This window comes from Enterococcus canis NBRC 100695 (genome assembly GCF_001544375.1).
Classification (GTDB): Bacteria; Bacillota; Bacilli; order Lactobacillales; family Enterococcaceae; genus Enterococcus_H; species Enterococcus_H canis.
Window position 1 is genome coordinate 47956 of sequence record NZ_BCQJ01000010.1, and the last position, 26033, is coordinate 73988.

23 protein-coding genes, 3 pseudogenes and 1 other annotated feature are annotated in these 26033 nt (G+C 40.1%); of the genes and pseudogenes, 13 read left to right on the forward strand and 13 right to left on the reverse strand.

What is annotated here, in order from left to right; all coding sequences use genetic code 11:
- Positions 1 to 12: 12 nt before the first annotated feature.
- The 5 genes from gyrB to dnaA all read right to left on the reverse strand — a co-directional run bounded on the left by gyrB (position 13) and on the right by dnaA (position 6194).
- Positions 13 to 1959, reverse strand: coding sequence for a DNA topoisomerase (ATP-hydrolyzing) subunit B (gene gyrB, locus ECA01S_RS11940; protein ID WP_067395829.1), 1947 nt, complete (start codon positions 1957 to 1959; stop codon positions 13 to 15).
- On the reverse strand, positions 1956 to 3074 hold the full coding sequence (gene recF / locus ECA01S_RS11945) for a DNA replication/repair protein RecF (RefSeq protein WP_067395832.1): 1119 nt from the start codon (positions 3072 to 3074) through the stop codon (positions 1956 to 1958). Before recF ends, gyrB begins: the two co-directional genes overlap by 4 nt.
- Positions 3061 to 3300, reverse strand: a complete 240-nt coding sequence (gene yaaA / locus ECA01S_RS11950) for a S4 domain-containing protein YaaA (RefSeq protein ID WP_067395835.1) — start codon at positions 3298 to 3300, stop codon at positions 3061 to 3063. Before yaaA ends, recF begins: the two co-directional genes overlap by 14 nt.
- A gap of 271 nt (positions 3301 to 3571) precedes the next feature.
- Positions 3572 to 4702: a DNA polymerase III subunit beta gene (gene dnaN / locus ECA01S_RS11955; RefSeq protein ID WP_067395837.1), complete on the reverse strand. Its 1131-nt coding sequence runs from the start codon at positions 4700 to 4702 to the stop codon at positions 3572 to 3574.
- Positions 4703 to 4856: 154 nt separating this feature from the next.
- Entirely contained in the window at positions 4857 to 6194 is a 1338-nt protein-coding gene (gene dnaA / locus ECA01S_RS11960; protein WP_067395840.1) for a chromosomal replication initiator protein DnaA, read from the reverse strand.
- A 525-nt stretch (positions 6195 to 6719) separates the two neighbouring features.
- Between dnaA and rpmH the strand changes: the two genes are divergently transcribed.
- The 4 genes from rpmH (at position 6720) to jag (ending at position 8939) form a co-directional block, all read left to right on the forward strand.
- A complete protein-coding gene (gene rpmH / locus ECA01S_RS11965; RefSeq protein ID WP_002356012.1) occupies positions 6720 to 6854 on the forward strand; it encodes a 50S ribosomal protein L34 in 135 nt (44 codons plus the stop codon).
- Between the two features lie 129 nt (positions 6855 to 6983).
- Positions 6984 to 7319, forward strand: a complete 336-nt coding sequence (gene rnpA, locus ECA01S_RS11970) for a ribonuclease P protein component (protein WP_067395846.1) — start codon at positions 6984 to 6986, stop codon at positions 7317 to 7319.
- Positions 7320 to 7334: 15 nt separating this feature from the next.
- Complete coding sequence (locus ECA01S_RS11975; protein WP_067395889.1) at positions 7335 to 8159, forward strand: YidC/Oxa1 family membrane protein insertase; 825 nt, start codon at positions 7335 to 7337, stop codon at positions 8157 to 8159.
- 15 nt (positions 8160 to 8174) lie between these two features.
- A complete protein-coding gene (jag, locus tag ECA01S_RS11980) occupies positions 8175 to 8939 on the forward strand; it encodes an RNA-binding cell elongation regulator Jag/EloR (protein WP_067395849.1) in 765 nt (254 codons plus the stop codon).
- A gap of 201 nt (positions 8940 to 9140) precedes the next feature.
- Here the strand turns inward: jag and ECA01S_RS11985 are convergent, their stop codons facing one another.
- Positions 9141 to 9482 carry a hypothetical protein gene (locus tag ECA01S_RS11985; protein ID WP_067395852.1) on the reverse strand — a complete coding sequence of 114 codons (342 nt, stop codon included), beginning with the start codon at positions 9480 to 9482 and terminating at the stop codon, positions 9141 to 9143.
- A gap of 250 nt (positions 9483 to 9732) precedes the next feature.
- Here ECA01S_RS11985 and mnmE point away from each other — a divergent pair, with 250 nt between their 5' ends.
- The 9 genes from mnmE to guaB all read left to right on the forward strand — a co-directional run bounded on the left by mnmE (position 9733) and on the right by guaB (position 19244).
- Entirely contained in the window at positions 9733 to 11124 is a 1392-nt protein-coding gene (mnmE, locus tag ECA01S_RS11990) for a tRNA uridine-5-carboxymethylaminomethyl(34) synthesis GTPase MnmE (protein ID WP_373277561.1), read from the forward strand.
- Positions 11125 to 11134: 10 nt separating this feature from the next.
- Positions 11135 to 13027: a tRNA uridine-5-carboxymethylaminomethyl(34) synthesis enzyme MnmG gene (gene mnmG, locus ECA01S_RS11995; RefSeq protein WP_067395856.1), complete on the forward strand. Its 1893-nt coding sequence runs from the start codon at positions 11135 to 11137 to the stop codon at positions 13025 to 13027.
- A gap of 134 nt (positions 13028 to 13161) precedes the next feature.
- A complete protein-coding gene (gene rsmG / locus ECA01S_RS12000) occupies positions 13162 to 13875 on the forward strand; it encodes a 16S rRNA (guanine(527)-N(7))-methyltransferase RsmG (RefSeq protein WP_067395859.1) in 714 nt (237 codons plus the stop codon).
- A gap of 15 nt (positions 13876 to 13890) precedes the next feature.
- Positions 13891 to 14655, forward strand: a complete 765-nt coding sequence (locus tag ECA01S_RS12005) for a ParA family protein (protein WP_067395862.1) — start codon at positions 13891 to 13893, stop codon at positions 14653 to 14655.
- A complete protein-coding gene (locus tag ECA01S_RS12010; protein ID WP_067395864.1) occupies positions 14645 to 15523 on the forward strand; it encodes a ParB/RepB/Spo0J family partition protein in 879 nt (292 codons plus the stop codon). Before ECA01S_RS12005 ends, ECA01S_RS12010 begins: the two co-directional genes overlap by 11 nt.
- A gap of 12 nt (positions 15524 to 15535) precedes the next feature.
- A complete protein-coding gene (locus tag ECA01S_RS13955; protein WP_071858972.1) occupies positions 15536 to 15712 on the forward strand; it encodes a DUF951 domain-containing protein in 177 nt (58 codons plus the stop codon).
- A 23-nt stretch (positions 15713 to 15735) separates the two neighbouring features.
- A complete protein-coding gene (gene ychF, locus ECA01S_RS12015; RefSeq protein WP_067395867.1) occupies positions 15736 to 16836 on the forward strand; it encodes a redox-regulated ATPase YchF in 1101 nt (366 codons plus the stop codon).
- A gap of 96 nt (positions 16837 to 16932) precedes the next feature.
- The gene (locus tag ECA01S_RS12020) at positions 16933 to 17619 is read left to right on the forward strand and encodes a DUF1129 domain-containing protein (RefSeq protein WP_067395869.1); all 687 of its coding nucleotides are present in this window, start codon (positions 16933 to 16935) and stop codon (positions 17617 to 17619) included.
- 140 nt (positions 17620 to 17759) lie between these two features.
- Positions 17760 to 19244, forward strand: a complete 1485-nt coding sequence (gene guaB / locus ECA01S_RS12025) for an IMP dehydrogenase (RefSeq protein ID WP_067395871.1) — start codon at positions 17760 to 17762, stop codon at positions 19242 to 19244.
- Positions 19245 to 19335: 91 nt separating this feature from the next.
- Here the strand turns inward: guaB and ECA01S_RS12030 are convergent, their stop codons facing one another.
- From ECA01S_RS12030 to croR, 7 genes and pseudogenes are all read right to left on the reverse strand, one after another.
- A complete protein-coding gene (locus ECA01S_RS12030; protein ID WP_067395874.1) occupies positions 19336 to 20847 on the reverse strand; it encodes a polysaccharide deacetylase family protein in 1512 nt (503 codons plus the stop codon).
- A gap of 133 nt (positions 20848 to 20980) precedes the next feature.
- Positions 20981 to 22255 carry a serine--tRNA ligase gene (serS, locus tag ECA01S_RS12035; protein WP_067395875.1) on the reverse strand — a complete coding sequence of 425 codons (1275 nt, stop codon included), beginning with the start codon at positions 22253 to 22255 and terminating at the stop codon, positions 20981 to 20983.
- A 50-nt stretch (positions 22256 to 22305) separates the two neighbouring features.
- Positions 22306 to 22516 (reverse strand) — a binding site (T-box leader).
- Between the two features lie 47 nt (positions 22517 to 22563).
- The gene (locus tag ECA01S_RS12040; protein ID WP_067395877.1) at positions 22564 to 23859 is read right to left on the reverse strand and encodes a serine hydrolase; all 1296 of its coding nucleotides are present in this window, start codon (positions 23857 to 23859) and stop codon (positions 22564 to 22566) included.
- A gap of 63 nt (positions 23860 to 23922) precedes the next feature.
- Positions 23923 to 24888, reverse strand: a pseudogene (locus ECA01S_RS12045) (sensor histidine kinase); the annotation flags it as partial.
- A pseudogene (locus ECA01S_RS14905) lies at positions 24868 to 25011 on the reverse strand (sensor histidine kinase); the annotation flags it as partial. The pseudogenes ECA01S_RS12045 and ECA01S_RS14905, both read right to left, overlap by 21 nt.
- Positions 24984 to 25104, reverse strand: a pseudogene (locus ECA01S_RS14910) (sensor histidine kinase); the annotation flags it as partial. The pseudogenes ECA01S_RS14910 and ECA01S_RS14905, both read right to left, overlap by 28 nt.
- Positions 25085 to 25774: a response regulator transcription factor CroR gene (gene croR, locus ECA01S_RS12050; RefSeq protein WP_067395879.1), complete on the reverse strand. Its 690-nt coding sequence runs from the start codon at positions 25772 to 25774 to the stop codon at positions 25085 to 25087. The pseudogene ECA01S_RS14910 and the gene croR, both read right to left, overlap by 20 nt.
- Between the last annotated feature and the right edge of the window lie 259 nt (positions 25775 to 26033).

The window sequence follows — 26033 nt, forward strand, 5'->3', positions numbered from 1 at the left end:
ACCCCTCCCTTATTAGATATCTAAATTCTTCACGTAATGCGCATTTTCTTCAATGAAAGCCCGACGTGGTTCTACTCGATCACCCATCAACATTTCAAAGATTTGGTCGGCTTCGATTGCATCATCCACGCTGACACGCGCTAAAACGCGATTGGCAGGGTCCATGGTTGTTTCCCATAGCTGATGATCGTCCATTTCACCAAGGCCTTTATAACGCTGTATAGCCGGTTTTGGTGAGTCTGGTAGACTTGCAATGGCTTCTGCTAGTTGTTCATCAGCATGCTTACCTGATTGAATATACGTGATATTTTTACCTTGTTTCACCCCATAGAGCGGTGGTTGCGCAATATACACATAACCGGCTTCTACGATGGGACGCATATAGCGATAAAATAGAGTCAGCAATAACGTCCGAATATGCGCACCATCAACATCGGCATCGGTCATAATAACGAGTTTATGGTAACGAGCTTTTGAAACATCAAAATCTTCGCCAAAACCTGTTCCCATAGCCGTGAACAATGAACGAATTTCTTCATTTGCTAGAATCTTATCCATACTAGCTTTTTCGACGTTCAAAATTTTCCCACGGATTGGTAAAATAGCTTGGAATTCGCGGTCGCGTCCTTGTTTAGCAGAACCACCGGCAGAATCACCTTCGACGATAAATAATTCGCAGCGTTCTGGATCATTACTGGAGCAGTCTGCTAATTTACCAGGTAAATTACTGATTTCAAGGGCCGTTTTACGACGGGTCATTTCCCGAGCACGTTTTGCTGCTTGACGCGCCTTAGAAGCTAATAGACCTTTTTCAACGATTTGGCGACCAACTGTTGGATTTTCCAATAAAAATTTATTGAAATACTCAGAGAATAAACGATCCGTTACTGTTCGAACTTCAGAGTTTCCTAACTTAGTCTTAGTTTGTCCTTCAAACTGTGGCTCAGGATGTTTGATAGAAACTACTGCCGTCAAACCTTCACGAACATCTTCACCTGTCAGATTTTCGTCATTTTCTTTCATTAATTTTTGCCGGCGAGCGTAGTCATTGATGACCCGCGTCAAGGCCGTTTTAAATCCAGATTCGTGGGTTCCACCTTCATAAGTGTGGATATTATTAGCAAAACTCAATAAATTTGTGTGGTAGCCATCCGTATATTGCATGGAAACTTCCACCACGATATCTTGCTGTTCCCCTTCAATGTAGATTGGTTCTGGAAAAAGAACATTTTTATTTTGATTTAAGTGTTCTACATAGCTGCGGATACCACCTTCATAGTGATATTCCCGCAAAATTGGTTCTGCGCTGCGCTTATCTTCAATTGAGATTTTCAAACCGCGGTTTAAGAATGCCAATTCACGAATCCGTGTAGCTAATTTGTCAAATTCAAATTCTGTCGTTTCAGTAAAAATTTCTGGATCTGGAACAAAATGGACGGTCGTTCCATGACGATCTGTATCGCCAATCACTTTCAGGTCATTCATTACTGTACCGCGGTGATATTCTTGGAAATAGATTTTTCCATCCTTATAAACTTTTACGTCTAATAGGCTAGATAACGCGTTTACAACAGAAGAACCTACCCCGTGCAAACCGCCGGATACTTTATATCCGCCTCCACCGAATTTACCACCGGCATGAAGAATCGTGAAGACCGTTTCAACTGCCGGACGACCTGTCTTTGCTTGGATATCAACGGGAATCCCACGACCATTATCAATGACAGTAATACTATTATCTTCTTCAATAATGACGTTAATTTCATCAGCAAAACCTGCTAAAGCTTCGTCAATAGAGTTATCAACGATTTCCCATACTAAATGGTGTAGACCTTGGCTGCTAGTAGAGCCAATATACATTCCTGGACGTTTCCGGACAGCTTCCAGCCCTTCTAGGACTTGGATCTGACTGGCGTCATACTCTCTAGCACGCTCCTGCATACTTTTTTCTTCTGTCATACTGTTTCTTTCCTTTCGATAGTCCCAGCCTGAACAATGAAAACATCAGGCTCTACTGTGATTTTATCTCGTAAATGTTCTAGGCTGGTGGTGGTCAAGAATGTCTGGACCTTGCCTTCAATTGTCTCCAGCAAATGTAACTGGCGTTCATTATCTAATTCGCTCATTACATCATCTAGTAATAAGAGTGGATATTCCCCTGTTTCTTCTGCCATCAAATCGATTTCCGCCAAGCGGACACTCAAGGCCGTTGTTCGTTGCTGTCCTTGTGATCCGTATGTTTGGACATTTTTTTCATCAATAAAAAAAAGCAAATCATCGCGGTGTGGCCCGATAAAGGTTGTCGCTTTGAACAATTCTCTGGCACGATTTTGTTTTAACTGCGCTAAGAACGCCTGATAAATTTCAGGTTGCTCAGCCCCGTTGGCAAAATCAATCGTTGAAATGTATTCTAAAGCAAGTTGCTCCTTGCCATAAGTGATCTGCTGATGCAGCTGTTTAGCCCAGTATGTCAAGCGATCTACAAACCGCAAACGGGCGGTAATGACTTTGCTACCAAAGTCAGCTAATTGTTCAGACAAAACGTCCAAATAAACTTCGTCCACCTTACCATCAGCCTTTTTCAAGTACTGATTTCGTTGTTTCAAAATTGTTTGATATTGAACCAAATCATATAAATAAATAGGATTGATCTGACCTAATTCCATATCCAGAAACTTACGGCGAATCTGCGGACTGCCTTTTACGAGCGAAAGATCTTCTGGCGCAAATAAAATAACGTTAAGTTGACCAACATATGAACTCAATTTTTTCTGTTCAATATGATTGACTTTTGTCTTGCGTCCTTTAGCTGATAACAACAATTCTAAAGGAACTTTGGTCGTTTTTTTTTGAACCGTGCCAGTGATTCGGGCAAAATCAGACTGCCAGTTAATCAGTTCCTTCTCATTGCTAGTACGGTGGCTACGAGTCATCGCTAACACATTAATACTCTCTAAAAGATTCGTCTTTCCCTGCGCATTTTCTCCTAAAATGATGTTCAATGACTTAGGAAAGTCCAATGCTAACTGATCATAATTACGATAATGCTCTAACTGAATATCATTCAGTCTCATGTGTTTCCTCTTTTTTTGCCATAAAAAAAGTACCTTCGTCTGGTACTTCCACCATCATTCCTGCATAAAGTTTACGCCCTCGACGCTGTTCTGGTTCACCATCAACTAAAACAGCAGTATCGGCTAAATACCATTTAGCTTGGCCGCCACTAGAAATAACGCTAATTTCTTTAAGAAATTGACCAAGTGTCATGTAATCACTTTCTAAAACGACTGTCTTTTTCAAAAAGGAGCCTCCTGTCTTTTTCAATTTCTACCAATATTATACCCTTTTTTAGGCCTGAAAACAAATTTTACTGGGTTTTTTTCTCGTATAACCGTTTTTTTGATAAATCGACTGTTTTTTCATTTTTTTATTAAAATCGCTTAAAACGAATTTTAACGCTAAAAAATGTCATTTATCGTTTTAAGCTGATTATTTACAATTTTTCTGAAAGCAAATGAAAAAACTTTGGAAAGCCGACGTTGAAGTGGGCCTTCCAAAGCTTTAAAAAATCCTAATTTGTGCGTACTGGTGTAATCAATTGGATAAAAGCTACGCTATTTTCACTTGGCTCAATTGTAAAGGGACGAATCGCGGAAATGAATTTGATTTTAATACTCATATCACCGAAGGCTCTTAAAGCATCCTTCATATAGTCTGGATTGAAAGAAATCTCTAATGGATCACCGTTTACGGTTTCATAGTTCAATTCCTCTTCAACCTTACCGATTTCTGGTGAGTTCCCAAATAGCGTAACGCCTTGGTCAGCAATCTCTAAACGAACGATATTGTTACGACCTTCATGAGATAGCAAGGATGCCCGTTCAATGGCAGCTAGTAGTTCAGGAACTTGGAACTCGATTTCAGTATTGAAGCTAGTAGGAATCAAACGGTTCGTATCAGGGTAGTTTCCTTCCAATAAGCGAGAGTAGAAATACATGTTCTCTGTTTTAAAGAGCACTTGATTCTCCATGATACTAATTTCTACGATCTCCTCTTCATTCATGAAAGAACGAGATAATTCTGTCAAGCTCTTACCAGGAATGACAATATCAAAATTTTCAGCAGTATTTTCGATTGGAATGATTCGTTGGCTTAACCGATGGCTATCCGTAGCAACTGCTAATAATTCTTGATTATTTAAAATAAAATGAACCCCTGTCAAAATAGGACGACTTTCGTGTTGAGAAACCGCAAAACTCGTTTCGCCAATTAATTTAGTTAAAACATGTACAGGCAATTTGATTTGATTAGCGGCATCAATCACTGGTAAGTGCGGATAGTTGTCAGCATCTAGGCCATTGACTGTAAAATCAGCTTTACCTGATGTAATAGCTACTTGATTATTACTTAAAACTTCCATAGTAAACAAATCTTCAGGTAAACGTCTAATAATCTCGCCAAAGAAACGCGCTTGTAATACAATAGCGCCTGTTTCTTCAATAGCTAGTTGCGCTTTTTCATTGGTTACAGGTAAGAAAGTTTCAATTGAGATATCTGAATTACTTCCTGTCAAAGAAAGTCCTTCCTCATTTAAAACGATTTTTACCCCTGTTAGGATAGGGATCGTGGTTTTAGTTGAAATAGCTCGTTGAACAGTTTGTAATTCTTGTTGGAAAATACTTCTTTTTATCGTAAATTTCATTTGGAAACTCCTTTTCTATATATTAGATAAAATAATAAAAGTAGTAGGGCCTGTGTGTTCTGTGGAAAACAGCAAAAAGCATAACGAGCATAAAGTTTTCCACTTGTGGATATCTTGTGGAAAACAAGACGTCTTTTTTCTTACTTTTCCACAATCAACCTAAAAGAAAATTTTTGATCTCAGTGACTTCTTTTTGGATTGTAGGGTCGGTTTCTAATAATTGCTGGATTTTTTCATGGGCATGGATTACCGTTGTATGATCCTTGCCACCAAATTCCGCTCCGATTTTTGGTAAAGAATTATCTGTCAGCTCGCGAGACAAATACATGGAGATCTGCCTCGGCACTACGATCGATTTCACTCGTTTTTTTCCTTTAAGATCTTTTAATTGGATATGATAATATTTTGCTACTTCTTCTTGAATCTGTAAAATAGAAAGCTGATTGCGATTACCAGTAGATTTCAAGGTTTTCAAAGCATCCGCTGCTAAACTAGTCGTGATGTCTGCACTACTCATCGTGGCAAAGGCCTGAACACGTACTAGGGCACCTTCTAATTCGCGAATATTAGAATCGATTTGTCCGGCGATATAGCTGAGAGTATCATCTGGTATTTCTAACCGCTCCGCATTGGCTTTTTTTCTTAAAATAGCGATCCTAGTTTCCAAGTCAGGTGGCGTGATATCGACTGAAAGTCCCCAAGCGAAGCGTGATACGAGTCGTTCTTGTAGCTTAGGAATCTCATTTGGTAGACGGTCACTGGTTAAGACAATCTGCTTTCCTTCATTATACAGAGCATTGAAGGTGTGGAAGAATTCTTCTTGGGTTGCCTCTTTATCAGCAAAAAATTGGATATCATCAACTAGCAATAAATCAACTTTACGGTAATCCTGACGAAATTCTTCAGAAGTTTTATTCTGGATAGAATTGATAAAATCATTGGCAAAGGTTTCACTGCTAACATATTTCACGCGGGCTTCCGGCTGATTTTGTAGCATTTGATGACCAATGGCGTGCATCAAGTGCGTCTTACCTAAACCAACACCACCATAGAAAAAGAGTGGATTATAAATTGATCCAGGATCTTCTGCTACTACTAAGGCAGCGGCATGAGCCATCTGATTTCCCTTACCAATGACAAAAGTGTCGAAGGTATATTTGGGATTCAGTAGGGCTTTTTTACTTTGTTCCATCAATTGAACACTCATTTTAGGTTCAACTTTTTTAGGTAGTTCAGGAAGTGAATTATCTGCCACCACGAAAACGGGAGTGATTTCATTTCCTGTCAATCGAAATCCAGTCTGTAACACATGGGTCACAAGTTTTGTTTCCCAGTAGTTTTTATGGAGATCGGAGGGTACCTGAATGACTAATTCATTGTTTTCCAGCTGCAAAGGTTTTGCAGACTCAATCCAAGTGCTATAGCTTGCAGGACTCAAGACTGCATGATAGCTATTTTGAAGTTCTTTCCAGAAAGAGTCGAGATCTGGCATAGAAAATCCTCCTCGATGTTATGTATATTTATACAACTTAAAAAATTGGACAGCCAAAGCTCCCCAATCAAGCATAGATGCAAATGAAATTTTAGCATGTTTTACAATAATTTTCCACAAGCAAAAAGCAAATGTGGAAAAATGATAAACAACTGTAATAAAACTTATCCACAGGAGAAAGTGAGAATGTGGGTTCTTTTGATTGTCCACTAGTTATCCACAAAATTTAAAAACACCAATCGCTTGATATTAAAGAATTACAACGAGTTTCCAACAAGCAAAAAAACGCCTGTGGACAACTTTTTTCCACAATGATTTTTTTGTGGAGAAATCCGTAAAAACTACTACACAACCCTGAACTGAATTTTAAGTTATGCACATACTGTCCCAATAATTTTTTTATCTGTGGATAAATTAATAAAAGAAAAATTTGCTTTTTTCGCAATCTGTAATTGACAAAACTAGTATGCTCTCGGTATACTACTAAGGTATGTCTGTACACTTTTGCCCCAGGAGGTGGAGAAAATGAAAAGAACGTATCAACCAAATAAACGCAAACGCCAAAAAGTTCACGGATTCCGTAAACGTATGAGCACAAAAAATGGTCGTCGGGTATTAGCTAGCCGTCGTCGTAAAGGCAGAAAAGTTATCTCTGCTTAAGCCGCTGAAATCACTCAGTGGTTTTTTTTTGTCCAAAAAACGATAATTTGCCGAAAATGAGTGAAAAAAAAAGCAAATATGGTATCATTGTTAAGGTGAATAAGCTAATTGAAATTAGGAGATCTTCAAATGAAAAAATCCTATCGGGTCAAGCATGAGCAAGAGTTTCAAAAAGTATTTAAAAGAGGAAATTCCTGTGCAAATCGAAAATTTGTTATCTACTTATTAGAAAAACCAGAACAGAAGCATTTTCGGGTGGGTCTGTCGGTAGGTAAAAAAATTGGTAACGCCGTCACGCGAAATCGTGTCAAAAGAAGGATTCGTCAGGGTGTCTATGAATTGAAGGATTCATTGCGACAAGATGTAGACTTTTTAATTATTGCACGTCCGTCTGTGGAAGAATTATCAATGGATGAATTGCAACAAAACTTGATCCATGTTTTGCGATTAGCGAAATTATTATAGGAGAGGAATTTATTGGTGAAAAAATACAAAAGAATATTATTAGGAGCGGCTATGCTAAGTCTGCTCGTCGTGTTATCTGCTTGTGGTACTTCCGAAATTGGTGCTCAGAGTACTGGGATTTGGGAGCGTTATATCGTATTTAACTTTGCTCGGGCGATTCAATTTTTATCATTTGGTGGTAACGGCGGGGTAGGAATCATCCTCTTTACATTGATTGTACGGATTATTCTACTACCTTTAATGCACTTCCAAAACAAGAGCATGCGAAAAACACAGGAATTACAGCCGCAGTTAAAAGCACTGCAGGAAAAATACTCTTCTCGCGATCCTGAAACAAAACGTCAATTGCAAGAAGAACAACAGCGCTTATATGCAGAAAACAATGTCAATCCATATGCTGGTTGTCTACCATTATTGGTACAAATGCCAATCTTAATGGCATTGTGGCAAGCCATCTCACGTGTACCAGCTTTGCGTGCCGGTAGTTTTTTATGGTTGAACTTAGGGGAACATGACCCATACTTTATTTTACCAATCTTAGCCGCAATCTTTACTTTTATTAGTAGCTATCTTTCAAGTATGAGCCAACTGGAATCAAATGGGATGACCAAAACAATGACGTTTGCGATGCCCGTCATGATCTTAGTAATGGGTCTAAACTTAGCAAGTGGTTTGTCTTTATACTGGGTAGTTTCTAACGCCTTCCAAGTAGGTCAAACCTTATTAATCAATAATCCATTCAAGATTCGTCAAGAGCGAGAAGATGTTGCCCGCAAACAGCGTGAACGGGAACGAGCACTACAAAAAGCAATGAATCCTAAGAAAAAACGTAAAAAATAGCAGGGAGGTCAAAAAATGCCTATATTTGAAGGAATGACAGTCGAAGAGGCTATCCAAAGCGGACTAACTTCTTTGAATCTGACAAAAGATGATGTTGTGATCGAAGTAATTGATGAAGGAAAAAAAGGCTTTCTGGGAATTGGGAAAAAATCTGCCCAAGTTTCTATTGAACCTTCTGTTGCAGAAGAAATCTCTGAAGCTGTGGCAGAAACCGTAGCGGAGATTGAAGCTGTGGAAACGACGGAACCTGTAATCGTTGAAACGGTTAAGACAAACTCGGCAACAGAACCGGCAGTCAAACAGTTAGAAGATCTTGAAGAATCAGAAGCCATTACCGAATTAGCATTATATTTGACCAATATCTCAAAAGAATTAGGGGCACCAGCCTTAGTCAGAATTGCTCGTGAAGATAACTTGATAATTTTCCATCTGGATAGCCAAAAGCAAGGAATTTTGATTGGTAAGCATGGTAAAGTTTTAAATGCCATCCAGTATTTGGCTCAAGTTTTTGTTCATCGTGCTGCTCGTGAAAAATTGTCAGTCGTAGTCAACGTTGGGGATTATCGTGAAAAGCGTCAAGCAATTCTCAAACGTCTAGCTGAACGGACAGCGGAAAAGGTTAAACGCACAGGTCAGCCGGTTTTCTTGGAACCAATGCCAGCCTTTGAACGAAAGCAGATCCATTCTACTTTAAGTAAAGATGAAGCGATTCAAACCCATTCTGAAGGGGATGAACCTTATCGCTATCTGGTGGTAGAGCCGGCAAAAAAACGCTTTTAAAATTCGCTGATTTCGATTGACAAAAAAATGGAAAAAGCGTATATTCAACTAGAAATCATTCTTATCAGAGTAAAAAAATACGATGATAAAGTAGTCAAAGCATCTATGGCTAAGCCCAAGCGTTCGCGCTTGGGTTTTTTGTTGTCAAAAAAGCGTCACTAGCAGAATTTCTACTAATGACGCTTGGGCAGACAATCAAAATCAGCTGATGGCGGTTTGATTGAATTGTACGATGGTGCCATATCCAAATAACTTCAAAATGGATTTGCCTTCTATTGTTGTTGTTTGATGCTCAAAATGACAATTGATTACAGCATCTGCTTCGTAGGCTACTGCTTGCTGGCGGAGTTTCATGATTAAATCATGGAACAATTCATTTGGATCAGTCGAAAATAAATCGCCTTCTTTTGTATCTACTGCAAATGCCAGATCACGAACGAGATACTTGCGGCTGATATTGCCAGTAGATAAAACAATTTGTGCCAACTTTTCTGTATCTGTTTCCCGTTCATCTGGTAAAGATCGATCGCTGAATAATCCCATAAGATGGTACCTCCTTTTTCTTTTATTTTACCGATTTATCGGTTCTTTTTCAAAAAGCAGCCTCTTAATGAAATCTATTTTTCAAAATAACTACCTTAAAAATAAAAATAGTGAAGACAGAATCTTGCAGGTACCAAGGAATTATGTTATCCTAACAAACGAGATTCGAAAACAGCAGTCAAAGTGCTTTTTCCACTCCTTTTTAGGGGTGGACTAGGCACTTTTTTGTATGTAAGAAAGGAAAGGGATCATGCAGACAACGATGGAATTTGATACAATCGCGGCTATCTCCACACCACCTGGAGAAGGGGCTATCAGTATTGTGAGACTAAGTGGCGAAGATGCCGTAAGTATTGCGGATCTGGTATTTTCAGCAGGAAAAAAACAGCTATGCGATGTGGCTTCCCATACGATCCATTATGGACATATTATTGATCGTCGTAGAGAACAGTTGCTTGATGAAGTGATGGTTACCGTAATGCGGGCGCCTAAAACTTTCACAAGGGAAGATGTGATTGAAATCAACTGTCATGGCGGCATGGTGGTGGCCAACCAAGTCTTACAGCTGTTGTTAAGAGAAGGTGCACGGCTAGCTGAACCAGGAGAATTCACTAAACGAGCATTTTTAAATGGTCGTGTGGATCTCTCACAGGCTGAAGCAGTGATGGACCTAATTAGGGCCAAGACGGATAAAGCAATGCAGTTGGCGATCCAACAATTGGACGGCAATTTGTCCCAATTGATTCGGACTTTACGACAAGAAATACTGGAAACTTTAGCCCAAGTAGAGGTTAACATTGATTATCCTGAGTATGATGATGTCGAAGAATTAACGACACAGCTACTGCTAGAAAAGGCTCGTTTTGTCCAAGCGCAAATTCAAAATCTATTGGTAACCGCTCAGCAAGGTAAGATCTTACGAGAAGGGCTAAGTACAGCTATTATTGGCCGGCCTAATGTTGGGAAATCCAGTTTATTGAACCATTTATTAAAGGAAGATAAGGCAATTGTTACTGATATTGCTGGGACAACGCGTGACGTCATTGAAGAATATGTCAATGTTCGCGGCGTGCCACTAAAATTGGTGGATACAGCTGGTATTCGAGAAACGGAAGATATCGTAGAAAAAATTGGCGTCGAGCGAAGTCGCAAAGCATTATCTGAGGCAGATTTGGTGCTACTAGTTTTAAATCAAAGTGAACCATTAACTAAAGAAGATCAAGCACTCTTAGCAGCAACTGATGACAGTAAGCGGATCATTTTATTGAACAAGACGGATCTACCAGCGCAATTAAGTTTAGAAGATTTGCAGGAATTAACAACCGAAGAACCGTTGTCAGTCTCTGTGTTAGCTAATACCGGTTTAGAACAGTTAGAAGAACGAATTGCGGCATTATTCTTTGCAGGACAAACCAATGAAAAAGATGCTACTTACGTTTCTAACGTACGCCACATCGCTTTGTTGGAGCAGTCTGAAGCAGCTTTAGCCGAAGTCATCAGCGGTATCGAAATGGGGATGCCTGTGGACTTAGTCCAAATTGATATGACGCGCTGTTGGGACTATTTAGGTGAAATTGTTGGCGACAGTGTGCAAGATGAGTTGATTACCCAATTATTTAGCCAATTTTGTCTAGGAAAATAAGGAGACTATTATGGAACAATATCAAGCAGAAAAATATGACGTGATTATTGTCGGTGCAGGACATGCAGGTTCTGAAGCGGCTTTGGCGTCTGCTCGTATGGGCTGTAAAACATTACTTTTGACAATCAATCTCGATATGGTGGCATTTATGCCATGTAATCCTTCTGTTGGTGGACCAGCCAAGGGCGTAGTCGTGCGTGAAATCGATGCTTTAGGTGGGCAAATGGGCAAAAATATCGATGCAACTTATATCCAAATGCGGATGTTAAATACAGGGAAAGGTCCAGCAGTTCGTGCGTTGCGCGCGCAAGCAGATAAGCATGCTTATCATACTCAAATGAAACAAACGATTGAAGAAACAGCTAATTTGACACTACGTCAAGGCATCGTGGAAAAATTGATTGTAGAAGATGGTGTTTGTCGTGGTGTTGTGACTGCCACAGGCGCAGCGTATGCTGCAGAAGCAGTAGTTATCACTGCTGGTACTGCTTTGCGTGGTGAAATTATTATTGGCGAATTGAAATATTCTTCAGGCCCTAATAATTCACAACCTTCAATTGGTTTGGCAGATCATTTGCAAGAGCTTGGTTTGGAGATTGCTCGCTTTAAAACAGGAACACCTCCACGGGTCAAAGCAAGCTCGATTGATTATAGTGTGACGGAAGAACAACCAGGTGATACGACGCCTAATCATTTCAGCTATCAAACACCGGATAGCCGTTATCGGCAAGACCAACTTTCTTGTTGGTTAACCTATACCAATGAAAAGACCCATGAAATTATTCAACAAAACTTGCACCGGGCACCAATGTTTACGGGCATTGTGGAAGGTGTTGGCGCACGTTACTGCCCTTCAATAGAAGATAAAATCGTGCGTTTTGCTGACAAGGCACGACATCAATTGTTCTTAGAACCTGAAGGTGAACATACTGAGGAAGTATATGTCCAAGGTTTGTCTACTTCGATGCCAGAAGATGTCCAAACAGCGATGTTGCATTCGGTTGCCGGATTAGAAAAGGCTGAAATGATGCGGACTGGTTATGCGATTGAGTACGATGTAGTAGTGCCTCATCAACTACGCCCAACGCTAGAGACTAAAAAAATCAGTAATTTGTTTACAGCTGGCCAAACGAATGGGACTAGTGGCTATGAAGAAGCCGCTGGTCAAGGGCTGATTGCAGGTATCAATGCTGCGTTGAAAGTTCAAGGGAAAGAACCTTTTGTTATGAAACGTAGTGATGGGTACATCGGTGTTATGATTGATGACCTTGTTACCAAAGGGACTAATGAACCTTATCGTTTACTGACATCACGGGCAGAATACCGCTTGATTTTACGTCACGATAATGCTGATTTACGTTTGACTGAAAAAGGCCATGAAATTGGCTTAGTAAGAGAAGAACAATATGAAGCATTTTTAGAGAAGAAGGCTGCAATTGAAGCTGAATTAAAACGTCTTCAGACGATTCGTTTGAAACCAACGGCGGAAATTCAAGCCTTCTTAGCAGAAAAAGGTGGCGCACCACTAAAAGATGGTATTCTAGCAGCTGATTTTCTGCGTCGTCCGGAAGTAAGCTACCAAGAATTAGCTCGCTTTATTCCAATGGAAGCGTTAGATAACAAAGTAATCGAACAAGTAGAGATTCAAATCAAGTATGAAGGCTATATTAAGAAGGCTTTGGATAAAGTCGATAAGTTGAAACGCATGGAAGCTAAAAAGATTCCGGTCAATATTGATTATGCCGCAATCAATGGCTTAGCCACGGAAGCAAAACAAAAATTAACCAAGATCCAACCAGAAACATTGGCACAAGCTAGTCGGATTAGCGGAGTCAATCCAGCTGACTTAAGTATTTTGATGGTTTACATCGAACAAGGTCGGATCGCCAAGACAACGGCTTAAGGTGTCACTTGAACCGGTATTTATTACCGGTTTTTCTTTTGTTGTTTTAAAAGCATTGCATCCCGGTTTCTTTTGCGTTAAAGTAGGGAAAGACAGTTGTGAAACATTTTTGTTTCACAAGAAAGGAAATTGTTATGACCCCAGAAGAGTTTCGTCAAACACTGCTTGAGGCTGGCCTGGCTTTAACAGATCAGCAAATGCAGCAGTTTGCTAGCTATTACCACATGTTGGTGGAGTGGAACCAGCAGATGAATTTAACAGCAATTACGGAAGAAAAGGAAGTCTATTTAAAACACTTTTATGATTCGCTGACCTTAGGCTTAGATTTTTCTTTAGATAATGGAACGTTGTGTGATGTCGGTGCAGGCGCGGGCTTCCCAAGTATTCCTTTGAAAATTGCTTTTCCAGAGTTAACGGTGACGATCGTCGATTCGTTAAACAAACGAATCAAATTTTTAACGGCTTTGGTCCAAGAATTAGAGCTAGAAGGTGTCTCACTCTATCACGATCGAGCAGAGACTTTTGCGAAAAAGCCAGAGCAAAGAGAACATTATGATTTTGTGACTGCCCGGGCGGTAGCCCGCTTAAACGTGTTAACGGAGTTATGCGTACCATTAGTAAAGAAACAGGGCTATTTCCTGGCTTTGAAGGCAGCCAAAGCTGAGGAAGAGATTGAAGAGGCTCAAAAGGCTATCAAGCTTTTAGGCGCACGCTTTATTGAAAAAAAGGCATTGACACTACCAATCACCAAGGACGAACGTCATATCGTCATTATTGAAAAAGTCACGGCTAGTCCTAAAAAGTACCCGCGGAAGCCAGGGACACCTAATAAACAACCAATCATTTAGAACGGAGGGGAATACATGGCACGAATCATTTCTGTCGCCAATCAAAAAGGCGGCGTAGGTAAAACAACTACAACAGTCAATTTAGGTGCTTGTTTGGCCTTCAATGGCTATAAAGTGTTATTAGTCGATATTGATGCTCAGGGGAATGCAACTAGTGGCATTGGTGTCAGAAAACCAGATGTTGCCCATGATATCTATGATGTATTAGTGAACGAGTTTCCTATTGCTGAGGCCATTCAGCCCACAAGTCGTGAAAATTTGGCCATTGTACCCGCCACAATCCAGTTAGCTGGTGCAGAAATTGAGTTAACTTCTATGATGGCGCGGGAATCGCGCTTAAAAACGGCTTTACAGGAAATTCAAGCTCAGTATGATTATATCTTAATCGATTGTCCACCATCTTTAGGACATTTGACGATCAATGCTTTTACTGCTAGCGATTCGATTTTGATCCCAGTGCAATGTGAATACTATGCCTTAGAAGGCCTAAGTCAATTGTTGAATACAGTTCGGTTAGTCCAAAAGCACTTCAATCCGGAATTACAAATTGAAGGTGTCTTGTTGACCATGTATGATGCCCGGACAAATTTAGGCGCTGAAGTAGTGGAAGAAGTTCGTAAATATTTCCGCGAAAAGGTCTATGACACGATTATTCCTCGAAATGTTCGACTGTCAGAAGCACCTAGTCATGGGTTATCTATTATTGATTACGATCCGCGTTCTCGTGGAGCAGAAGTGTATCAAGCCCTAGCAAAGGAAGTGATCGCTCGTGAAAAATAAAGGATTAGGTAGAGGGATTGACGCTCTTTTCCAAGATTTTGCTAATTTGGAAGAAGTAGATGTCCAAAAAGAAGAAGTCGTAGAATTGCCTTTAGCAGAGTTACGACCAAATCCCTATCAACCACGTAAAACATTTGAGCCAACTTCTTTAGAAGAATTGGCAAATTCCATCAAACAGTCAGGTGTATTTCAACCTATTATTGTCCGTAAATCAAAAGTTAAAGGGTATGAGATTATTGCCGGTGAGCGTCGCTTCCGAGCGTCTAAGCTAGCAGAAAAGGAAACGATCCCTGCCATTATTCGCGATTTTGATGAAGAATCCATGATGCAGATTGCGGTTTTAGAAAACCTACAACGTGAAGATTTAAACCCATTAGAAGAGGCAGAAGCTTACGAAATGCTGATGAAAAATCTCAATCTGACGCAGGTAGAATTATCCGAGCGCTTAGGTAAAAGTCGGCCTTATATTGCCAACTATTTGCGCTTGCTGACATTACCACAATTAGTCAAAGAGATGGTCCAAAAAGAAACGATCTCAATGGGACAAGCACGTACTCTACTAGGACTGAAAGATAAGGCACAGATTATTGCTTTAGCCAATCGTGCGCAAAAAGAGAATCTAACAGTCCGTCAGTTAGAACAATTGGTGAGCCAGTTGAATGAAGGGCAAGTTGTAAAAAAAGCAAAAAAACCTGCCAAAGAAAAGCCATACTATATTCGTGAAAGTGAAGATCGCTTGATGGATAAGTTTGGCACCAACGTAGTGATCCAAGAAAAAGAAGGCCGTGGAAAAATTGAGATTGAATATTTATCTCAGAGCGATCTGACACGGATTCTTGATGTGTTGGAGATTCATTTTAACGAGTAGGAGGAATGCGCGATGTATGATGTAGGCAGTTATGTTGAAATGAAAAAGCCGCATGCTTGTCAGGCGAATCGTTGGGAAATCATTCGGATGGGCGCAGATATCAAAATCAAGTGTACGAAATGCGGACATATCGTCATGATGAGTCGGCGCGACTTTGAAAAACGATTGAAAAAAGTCTTACCAGAATAAAGAAGAGAGAGTGACAAAAAAATATGGCATTAACAGCAGGAATCGTTGGCTTACCCAACGTTGGGAAATCAACTCTATTTAACGCAATTACCAAAGCAGGCGCAGAAGCTGCTAACTACCCTTTTGCAACAATCGATCCAAATGTCGGCATGGTAGAAGTACCGGATTGGCGTTTACAACGTTTGACGGAATTAGTCCATCCCAAAAAGACGGTTCCCACGACGTTTGAGTTTACCGATATTGCGGGGATTGTACGGGGAGCTAGTAAAGGTGAAGGCTTGGGAAACCAATTCCTTAGTCATATTCGCCAAGTAGATGCTATCTGTCACGTAGTGCGGTGCTTTGATGATGATAATATCACCCACGTAGAAGGGCGTGTAGATCCTTTGGCTGATATTGATACGATTAATCTAGAATTAGTCTTGGCAGACTTAGAATCCGTTACGAAGCGTTATACACGCGTTGCAAAAATTGCTAAAACCAAAGATAAAGATGCAGTGGCAGAATTAGCTGTTCTGGACAAAATCAAGCCGGCTTTAGAAGAAGGTTTATCTGCTCGGACCATTGAATTTACGGAAGAAGAGCAAAAAATCGTTAAAAGCTTATTCTTACTGACGACAAAACCAGTTCTTTATGTGGCCAACGTGGCAGAAGATGAGGTTGCTGACTCAGATAATAACCCTTATGTACAACAAGTTCGCAATTTTGCTACTAGTGAAAATGCAGAAGTAATCGTTGTTTGTGCTCGTGCAGAGGAAGAAATCGCTGAGTTGGATGAGGAAGATAAAGCAGAATTTTTAGCAGCCTTGGGTATCGAAGAATCTGGCTTGGATCAATTGATTCGGGCGGCATACGATTTATTGGGATTAGCTACTTATTTCACTGCTGGTGAACAAGAAGTTCGAGCTTGGACTTTCCGTAAGGGTATCAAAGCACCCCAAGCGGCAGGTATCATCCATACCGACTTCGAACGCGGCTTTATCCGTGCGGAAACTGTCTCTTTTGAGGATTTAAATAAATATGGTAATATGCACGCGGCTAAAGAAGCTGGTCGGGTGCGTTTAGAAGGAAAAGATTATGTCGTACAAGATGGCGATGTGATGCTATTCCGCTTTAATGTATAGAAAAATTCATCAAAACTAGTTTTCTTCCCTTTAACTTATGGTAAAATAAGCGGTGTTGAAAACGGTCCCTTTCAAAGGAACAAGGAGGTTACACGAATGGAACCAGAAACACTACGTGAGATCGTAGCCGAAAATCGTGAATTAGAACAAAAACTGACTAAGCGGAATGAGCAGTATATCTTTGATTTGAAAAAATCATTGGCAGCAGCCAATCTTAGCGAAGAAGAAAAAACTTTAGCTTTACATGAAATTTTGCCTGAACTTGTCGAAGGACAAAAGACTGGTAAAACAGCGCGCCAATTATTTGGCACGGTGTCAGAACATACCAAGAGCATTTTAGAGAAACCTGAACCTCTTAATCAGGCGACCACGCTTCAAATGTGGTTAGACAATACACTAATGCTTTTAGGGGTCTTATCTATCATGGTCTCAATCATGGAACTATTGGCAAAAGGCCGTGCAAATCCTTATGGACTACTGACCTTAATCTTATCTTCCATGGCAGGTGGTTTTGTCTTCTTGATCATGTATAAAACCATTTACCAATATGAACGTCCAGGTGCAGATAAATCTAAGCGCCCAGGCTTCCTTAAGTCAGGTTTGATTTTAGTAGCCTCTGTCTTGATTTGGCTAGCCGTTTTTGCCGGAGCATCCTTACTACCTGCAACGATCAACCCAATCTTAGATCCGATGATTGTTATCTTGATTGGTGCTGCAGCATTGGCTTTCCGTTTTTGGTACAAGAAAAAATACAATATTTCTGGCAGTTTCTTTATGCGTTAATCGAAAACAGCAGCTCGACTTTAGTCAGCTGCTGTTTTTAATTTATGAGAGAAACATCATTTAAAAACCCCTGCTATTGACTTCTTTTCGGAATTTTGTTATTTTGATAAATAAATTTAAATAGAGGAGTGGTCCAAGAAATGTCTAACTGGGAAACGAAATTCGCGAAAAAAGGTCTTACGTTTGATGATGTGTTGCTGATCCCTGCTGAAAGTCACGTATTACCTAATGAAGTAGACATGAGTGTTCAATTAGCGAAAAATATTAAGTTGAATATCCCAATCATCAGTGCCAGCATGGATACTGTAACCGACAGTAAAATGGCGATTTCAATGGCACGTCAAGGTGGGCTGGGCGTTATACATAAAAACATGAGCATTGCACAGCAAGCTGATGAAGTCAGAAAAGTAAAACGTTCTGAAAGTGGCGTTATTATCGACCCCTTCTTCTTAACTCCAGATCATTTAGTAGCGGATGCAGAAGGCTTAATGAGCAAATACCGAATCAGCGGTGTCCCAATTGTTAATACAATGGAAGACCGGACCCTAGTTGGCATCATTACGAATCGCGACATGCGCTTTGTAACGGATTATCAAATCAAAATTAGCGATGTGATGACAAAAGACGATTTAGTGACTGCTCCTGTTGGGACGTCTTTGAAAGACGCTGAAAAAATCCTCCAACAACATAAAATCGAAAAATTACCAATCGTAGACGATGCAGGTCGTTTAAGTGGTTTGATCACTATTAAAGATATCGAGAAAGTCATTGAATTCCCGAACGCTGCTAAAGATGAGCATGGACGTTTACTAGTTGCTGCTGCAGTTGGTGTGACTAGCGATACTTTTGAGCGAGCAGAAGCTTTGTTAGATGCAGGTGTTGATGCCATTGTCATTGATACAGCCCATGGTCATAGTGCGGGCGTGATCCGTAAAATCAAAGAGATTCGTGAGACTTTCCCAGAGGCGACGTTGATTGCTGGTAATGTTGCCACCGCAGAAGGTGCGAAAGCTTTATATGATGTCGGTATCGATGTCGTTAAAGTGGGGATCGGACCTGGTTCGATTTGTACAACTCGTGTGGTAGCGGGTGTGGGAGTACCTCAATTAACTGCTATTTATGATGCAGCTTCAGTAGCTCGCCAATATGGTAAAGCAATTATTGCTGATGGAGGGATCAAATATTCTGGCGATATCGTCAAAGCTTTAGCTGCTGGTGGCCATGCGGTCATGTTAGGTAGTATGTTAGCGGGAACTGACGAATCACCCGGTGAATTTGAAATTTATCAAGGCCGTCGTTTCAAGACCTATCGTGGTATGGGCTCATTAGGCGCTATGGAAAAAGGTTCAAGCGACCGTTACTTCCAAAGCGGTGTTAACGAAGCTAATAAATTAGTTCCTGAAGGAATTGAAGGCCGCGTTGCTTATAAAGGCAGTGTAGCAGACATCATTTTCCAAATGATTGGTGGATTGAAATCAGGGATGGGTTACGTAGGGGCTGCTAACTTGCAACAATTACGTGATGAAGCGCAATTTATCCAAATGAGCGGTAATGGGCTGAAAGAATCTCACCCTCATGATGTTCAAATTACCAAAGAAGCACCAAATTATTCTGTAGAATCTTAAAAAAATAAAACCGGCGTCTGTTTATCGACAGACGTCGGTTTTTTTAATAAAGATAGTAAAAATCCAGACGCCTAAGCATCTGGATTTTTGCTTATTCAACTACCCGTTCATCTTCTGCACCAAAGTATTGATGCAGTGGTTTTTCTTTCCCACCTAAAAGTTCATTAACGGGCACGATGGTGTAGCCGTTGTCTTTTAATAGTTTGATGACTTGTGGGATCGAAGCCACCGTTTCAGGATGGATATCATGGAGCAAAATGATGGAACCATCATAAAGATTGGCCTTAATAGTGGCTAGGATAGCATCTGTATTATGACTCTTCCAGTCTTCAGAATCAATATTCCACTGAATAATTGGTTTGGAAATCACTTCTGCAGAGTGTTTATCAATAGCGCCATAAGGTGGTCTCAAATTACGCGGTAATTTACCAGAAGCTTTGTACAGAATTTTATCTGTTTTTTGAATCTGTGCTTTCAAAGCTTTGTCATCTAAAGTATTTAATTGCGGGTGGTCATAAGAATGGCTCGCAACTTCATGACCAGCGTCTAGAACCTGTTTGACAACCTCTGGATTGGCTTCAGCATTTTGCCCTAACATAAAGAAGGTCGCCTTGACATCATTTTCTTTTAAAATGTTTAATAACTTCGGTGTTGTTTCGGGATTTGGTCCATCATCAAAAGTTAAAGAGACATATTTTTTCTTAGGATCCAAAGCTTTTGGTAAGGCATCTTTAATGGCATCGGGATCAACAAAAGCAGTATTAACGAAAGCTGCTATATCTTTGTAATCTAATGTGATGGATTCCTTTAAATCATTTTTAGGCAGTGTCAATGTCAACTGCTGTGGCGTATAGGTAAACTCGGTTTTATCTAATGTTGGTTTTTGTAGGTTTAAAACATCATCAATGATCTTATTGCCATCGTCGCTTTCATCCAATAATTTCTGTTGGATTACTTGAAAAATCCCTAGCAAGTTGGCTTGGCTGCCAACGATATCTTTCAAACTTAAAGCTTTACCAGTCGCTTGGTTGATATAAGCTTGTTCATCAGCTTGGATCGAATCTTGCGAGAAAGATTCCTTCCCATCATTCCAAACATAACGATCGGCTGTTAAGCGATACTCAGAGAGCTGATCAGTGACATGCTTCAGTTCAACACGTCCAACAACTAAAGCAGAAGGATTTCCATCGATTTCATCGCGCGCTTTTTCAGCCAATTTTTCTAACTGTGCTTTGACGTCTTTCAAGGGCAGATCTTTGCTTGTGGGATTAAAAATAATTGTGTCGATGTTCCCATCGTTAGAGGATAACTCTTCACTGGCGATCCCGCTTTGATTGCGGTCTTCACGAATAGAGGCCAACAGTTCCTCTTCTTTTGCCTCAAAACGTTTGCGTGCCTCAGCTTGCTCATACTGATAATAGAAGACACCCGCGATAACACCTATGAGTACTAGAACCAATAAAACTAAAATCGAACGTTGCCAAAAAGGCATTTTTTGTTTAGGTGCGGGCGGCTGAGGTGCAGTTGGGGGTGTGGTTTCAACCTTTTTAGCAGGTTTGCTTTTCTGATGACGGCTACTTCGCGAATAGCTTTCTTCTTCCATGATTTCACAGTCTTTCGTTCAAATTTAAGACAACCAAATTATAATCATTATAATTTGGTTGTCTTGTTGCCTCCACTGTATCATCTTTATTGCTGTGATGCAACGATAACACAGCTTACGAAATTGTTAGGTGTTATTTGGTTATCAAGCGTTCGTTGCCCATATATGGTACAAGCACTTCTGGAATAGTAACAGTCCCATCTTCATTTTGGTAATTTTCTAAAATGGCAGCAACTGTCCGGCCAACGGCTAAGCCAGAACCATTCAGTGTATGGACATACTGTACTTTACCCTCTTCATTACGGTACCGGATCATTGCTCGTCTTGCTTGGAAATCTTCACAGTTAGAACAAGAGCTGATTTCACGGTAAGTATCTTGTGCCGGAATCCAAACTTCCAAATCATAGGTTTTAGCGGCAGAGAAGCCCATGTCGCCTGTAGATAATGCTACAACACGGTAAGGAAGATTCAATTTCTGCAATAGAGTTTCAGCATTGACGACCATTTTTTCCAACTCATCATAAGAAGCCTCAGGTTTGCTGAATTTAACCATTTCTACTTTATTAAATTGATGCAAACGAATTAAACCGCGAGTATCGCGACCAGCACTGCCTGCCTCAGAACGGAAAGAAGGGCTTAAAGCCGTAAAGTAGATAGGTAAATCAACTGCCTCTAAAATCTCATTACTATAGTAATTGGTTAAAGGAACTTCAGCAGTAGGAATCAAAGTTAAGTCTGTATCAGCTAACTGGAATACATCTTCCTTAAACTTAGGAAATTGCCCAGTACCAAACATGGCTTTATCATTGACGATATAAGGCGTAATCATCTCAGTATAACCATCTTCATAGATGTGTTGATCTAACATGAAGTTGTAAAGAGCTCGTTCAAGGCGAGCACCAAGCCCTTTATAATAGACGAAACGGCTACCAGAAACTTTGGCGCCTCGCTCAAAATCTAAAATTTCCAAATTCTCTGCAACATCCCAATGCGCTTTTGGTTCAAAAGCAAAACTACGGGGCGTTCCCCAACGACGAACTTCCACATTATCCTCTTCATCTGCGCCAACAGGGACTGATTCGTGAGGAAGATTCGGCAATCGCGTGGCAATCTCTTCTAATTGTTGGTCTAATTCTTCTATTTCAGTATCTAATGCTTTGATATTAGCGCCGACTTCTTTCATCTCAGCGATTTTGTTAGTAGCATCTTCTTTGTTACGCTTTAATACGGCAATTTCACCAGAAACATCATTCCGGTATTTCTTTAGTTCTTCCGCTTTCACTAATAAATTGCGGCGGCTTTCATCTAGTCTTAGAAATTCTACTAAAACTTCTTCCTTTACGCCTCGAGTTGCTAATTTTTGTTGGACTTCTTCAAAATTTTGACGGATCATCTTTACGTCTAACATAGTTTTTCCTCCTTATTTAGTAACTAAAAAAAGACCTTTTCCTCCCATAGTCTTGGGACGAAAAGGTCGAGAATCTCGCGGTACCACCCAAGTTCAGCTTCACGCTGCCCTTGTAGACCAGATAACGAAGGTCAATCGATATAGCTTATCACTATATGCCATTTGGAGAGTGGATTCCTCGTTTGTTAACTATTGGCTCGCACCAACCACCAATTCTCTGCAAGTAACAAAACAAGTACTTTTTCTCTAGACTACTATTAGTTAGAGTATAAAAAAACTGGGACTTGATTGCAAGTCCCAGCTTAAATTTAAAAGAGATTTGTGAAGAAGTTTTTGATGGCACGTCCGGTTAAAACGAAAAAGTTAGCTTTTTCAACATCTTGAGCAGTGTTTAAGTGAGCAGTCTCTGGATTTGCACCGGCAATGTAGCCTAAATCTTTTTCTGTTTTGACGGTAACGTCATAGACAGCTGTATTTTTCTTAACAGGTGCAGTCAGTTGTTTGTTAGATACTTCTTTAGTAGCTGTGACTTCGACTTGCGGTTCTCCTTGACTAGGACCTTCCCAATAAGTCAAATCTTTATCTAAGACTAAACCAACGGACAGTTCTTTTCCATCTTTAACAGCGATTGATTTAGCATCTTGCAATTGTTCACCCTGTTTATGCAAGGTTTTCGTTTGCCAATTATCATAGACATAATCCATTAATTTGCCAGTTTCAATGAAGCGAGCACCAGCATTATTAGTATGATCGGTAGCATCTAGAACGACGGTAATAATCCGCCAATCATCTTTGATCATCGTTCCCGCAAAACAGGCTCCTGCTAATTCAGTGGTACCGGTCTTTAAGCCATCGACTCCCTCTTTATAGAAGTCAAAGCCTTTTAACATCCAATTCCAGTTGGTCATTTCAACAGGTGCATAGGTTCCCTCGCCGAATGACTGGGTTGGTGTCGAGGAAACTTTCAAAATTTCTGGATAATCGGTGATTAGGTGACGAGCAATTACCGCAACGTCTTGAGCAGACATCATATTCTCGGCATCACTAGCAGAGCCAGGATAGCGATGGTCGCCTAAATAACTATTATTTAATCCAGTTGCATTGACTAACTTGGCATCTTTAATCCCCCAGCTAGTCAATTTTTCCTTCATCATGTCAACAAATTTAGGTTCAGAACCCGCAATTTTTTCAGCAAGTGATACGGCTGCTGCGTTGGCAGAGAAGATAGCAGAAGCATCGAAAAGCTCTTTGACAGTATATTGATTCTCTTTATAAAGGGGAACATTGGAGAGTTCCATATCTTGACTCATCTCAGCAGCATAATCTGAAATAGTCACAGAATCGTCCCAAGAAATTTTGTTGTCTTTTACAGCCTCAAGCGTCAAGTAGAGTGTGATCATCTTCGTTAAAGAAGCGATTCCGCGAACTTCCTGACTATTTTGTTCATAAAAGATTTTACCGCTAGTAGCATCGATTGCAATTGCTGAGGAAGCTGCTACGGAAAAATCAGCCGCCTGTGCAGTTAAACTGCCACCAACGGTAGATAGGCCAATCAGCCCAGCTGCACAAATTGCGAGGCCTTTTTTAATCCAAGATTTAAACATTTGGTTAACTCCTAATCATCTATTTGAAAACTTTCTTTAGTGTATCGAAAAGGTTTAGTGGTTTCAAGTCTCTTTTTTTGATACTTTTTGCACGATGGGCAGGTGCATGATAAAGCTCGTCCAGGTTTCATCAGACTTGGCGTAAATATAACCACCATGGAGCGTCACGATACTTTGGGCAATCGCCAGCCCCAGCCCAGTTCCACCAGTCTCTTGGGAGCGAGACTCCTCGACTCGATAAAAACGATCAAAGAGTTGATCAAGTGAATTACGCGGAATCGGCTGGCCATCATTTTTCACGGTAATGACAGCTTCCGTCCCTATTTTTTCAATTTCAATAACGATTTGTTTACCGCCCTTACCATATTTCAGTGCATTCGTTAATAGATTATTGAAGACTCGCACCAATTTTTCGGTGTCACCATCCATAATGAGGGTAGTAGGATGTGCAGTGACAGATAAGCTCATACCTTTTCTTTGAGCTTCTAACTCAAAGTCAGCCGCTAATTGCTCCACTAGTTGGACCATGTCAAAAGTAGAAGCATTAATCGGCACGGAAGGCTGCCGAACCTTTGTGTACTCAAAAAGGTCATCTACTAATAGTTTCATTTGTTTGGCTTTCACATAGGCAGTGTGAGTATATTTCAACAACTCTTCATCAGAATGGTACTGGCGGTCCTCAATCAGTCCTAAGTATCCAATAATAGAAGTTAAAGGTGTACGGATATCATGACTGACATTAGTAATCAGCTCATCTTTTGACTTTTCAATTCGCCGTTCATCCTCAATAGCGGCAACAGTACTGTCAACGAGTCCATTGATACTGTCGACCATTTTTCCTAAGTCGCCATTTAGCTCAAAGGGAATGCGATGATCATAGTGGCCATTCGCAATATAATGAAGTTCACTGATAATATGTCGTTGCTGCATTTGTTTATAACGACGCTTGATTCGCCACCAGAGAACCCAAATATCAACTAATAATAGTAGAAACACTAAAAACTTCTGGCCGCTCCAAAAAATAGCTGTATCAAATCGTTTGACCATAAACTCTTTTGTTTGATAGATAATATCGCTGATAGTCCCACTACTGTTAATAATGGTATTAAGTAAAATCACTACCGCAATGTTTAATAGAAGTAATAGGATTACAGTAATAATCCCCTCTGCTAATAGTTCGCTTATTTCTTTGGATGTCAGCAAGATGCGGTTGTTAACTTTCTGTTTATCGTGCTTCAATTTTATACCCAACTCCCCAGACGGTTTGGATTACTTTCTCTCCTCCAGTGGCAGCTTCAATTTTGTCTCGCAAATGACTAACATGGACCATCACTGTTTTAGCAGAGACAATGCTTTCTTGCTGCCAAACGCGCTCGAAGATTTCATCGGCGCTAAAGACACGGTTAGGGTGACTTGCTAGTAAATATAAAATGCCGAATTCTAAAGCTGTTAATTGAATCTCTTTATCCTCAATCGTCTTAACTTCATGAGAATCCTTATTAATAATCAAAGGTCCAACTTCTAGAATGTCTGGTTCATTGGCAGCAACCTGCATTTGACTACGACGTAACAAGGATTTGACCCGTGCCATTACTTCTAAAGGATTAAAAGGTTTTGTGACATAATCGTCTGCACCGGCAACAAGCCCCTTGATTTTGTCCATGTCAGTTGTTTTAGCAGTCAGCATAATGATAGGAATTTGAGATTCTTTGCGCAGTTCTTTAACAACTTCCATGCCATCCATAATTGGCATCATGATATCTAAGATTAATAGGCCGATATCAGGATTGGTTCGAATTTTTGATAGAGCTTCTTTACCATCGTAAGCTTTGATCACTTCATAGCCTTCATTGTGAATATAGATACTCAATAGTTCAACGATCTCTTTATCGTCATCGACAACTAATATTTTCATATAGATCCTCCATAAATGTAGCTTTTGATAGCTCCATTTTAACAAAAAACCGTAGAAATGCCTAAAAACAGCAAATCGTTAAAAGAAATTTACAATTTTTTTTCGGGTAAAATCATTAAAAAGACTAAAAACACGAACTATATTATCAAAAACTAGCAGTTTATAGCTAATAATGTTGTTTTATAAGCTATCTGAAGCGCTCGGTTTTTAATGAAAACCATACAAAAACGAACGAACAAGATAACTGAAAATATGTCAC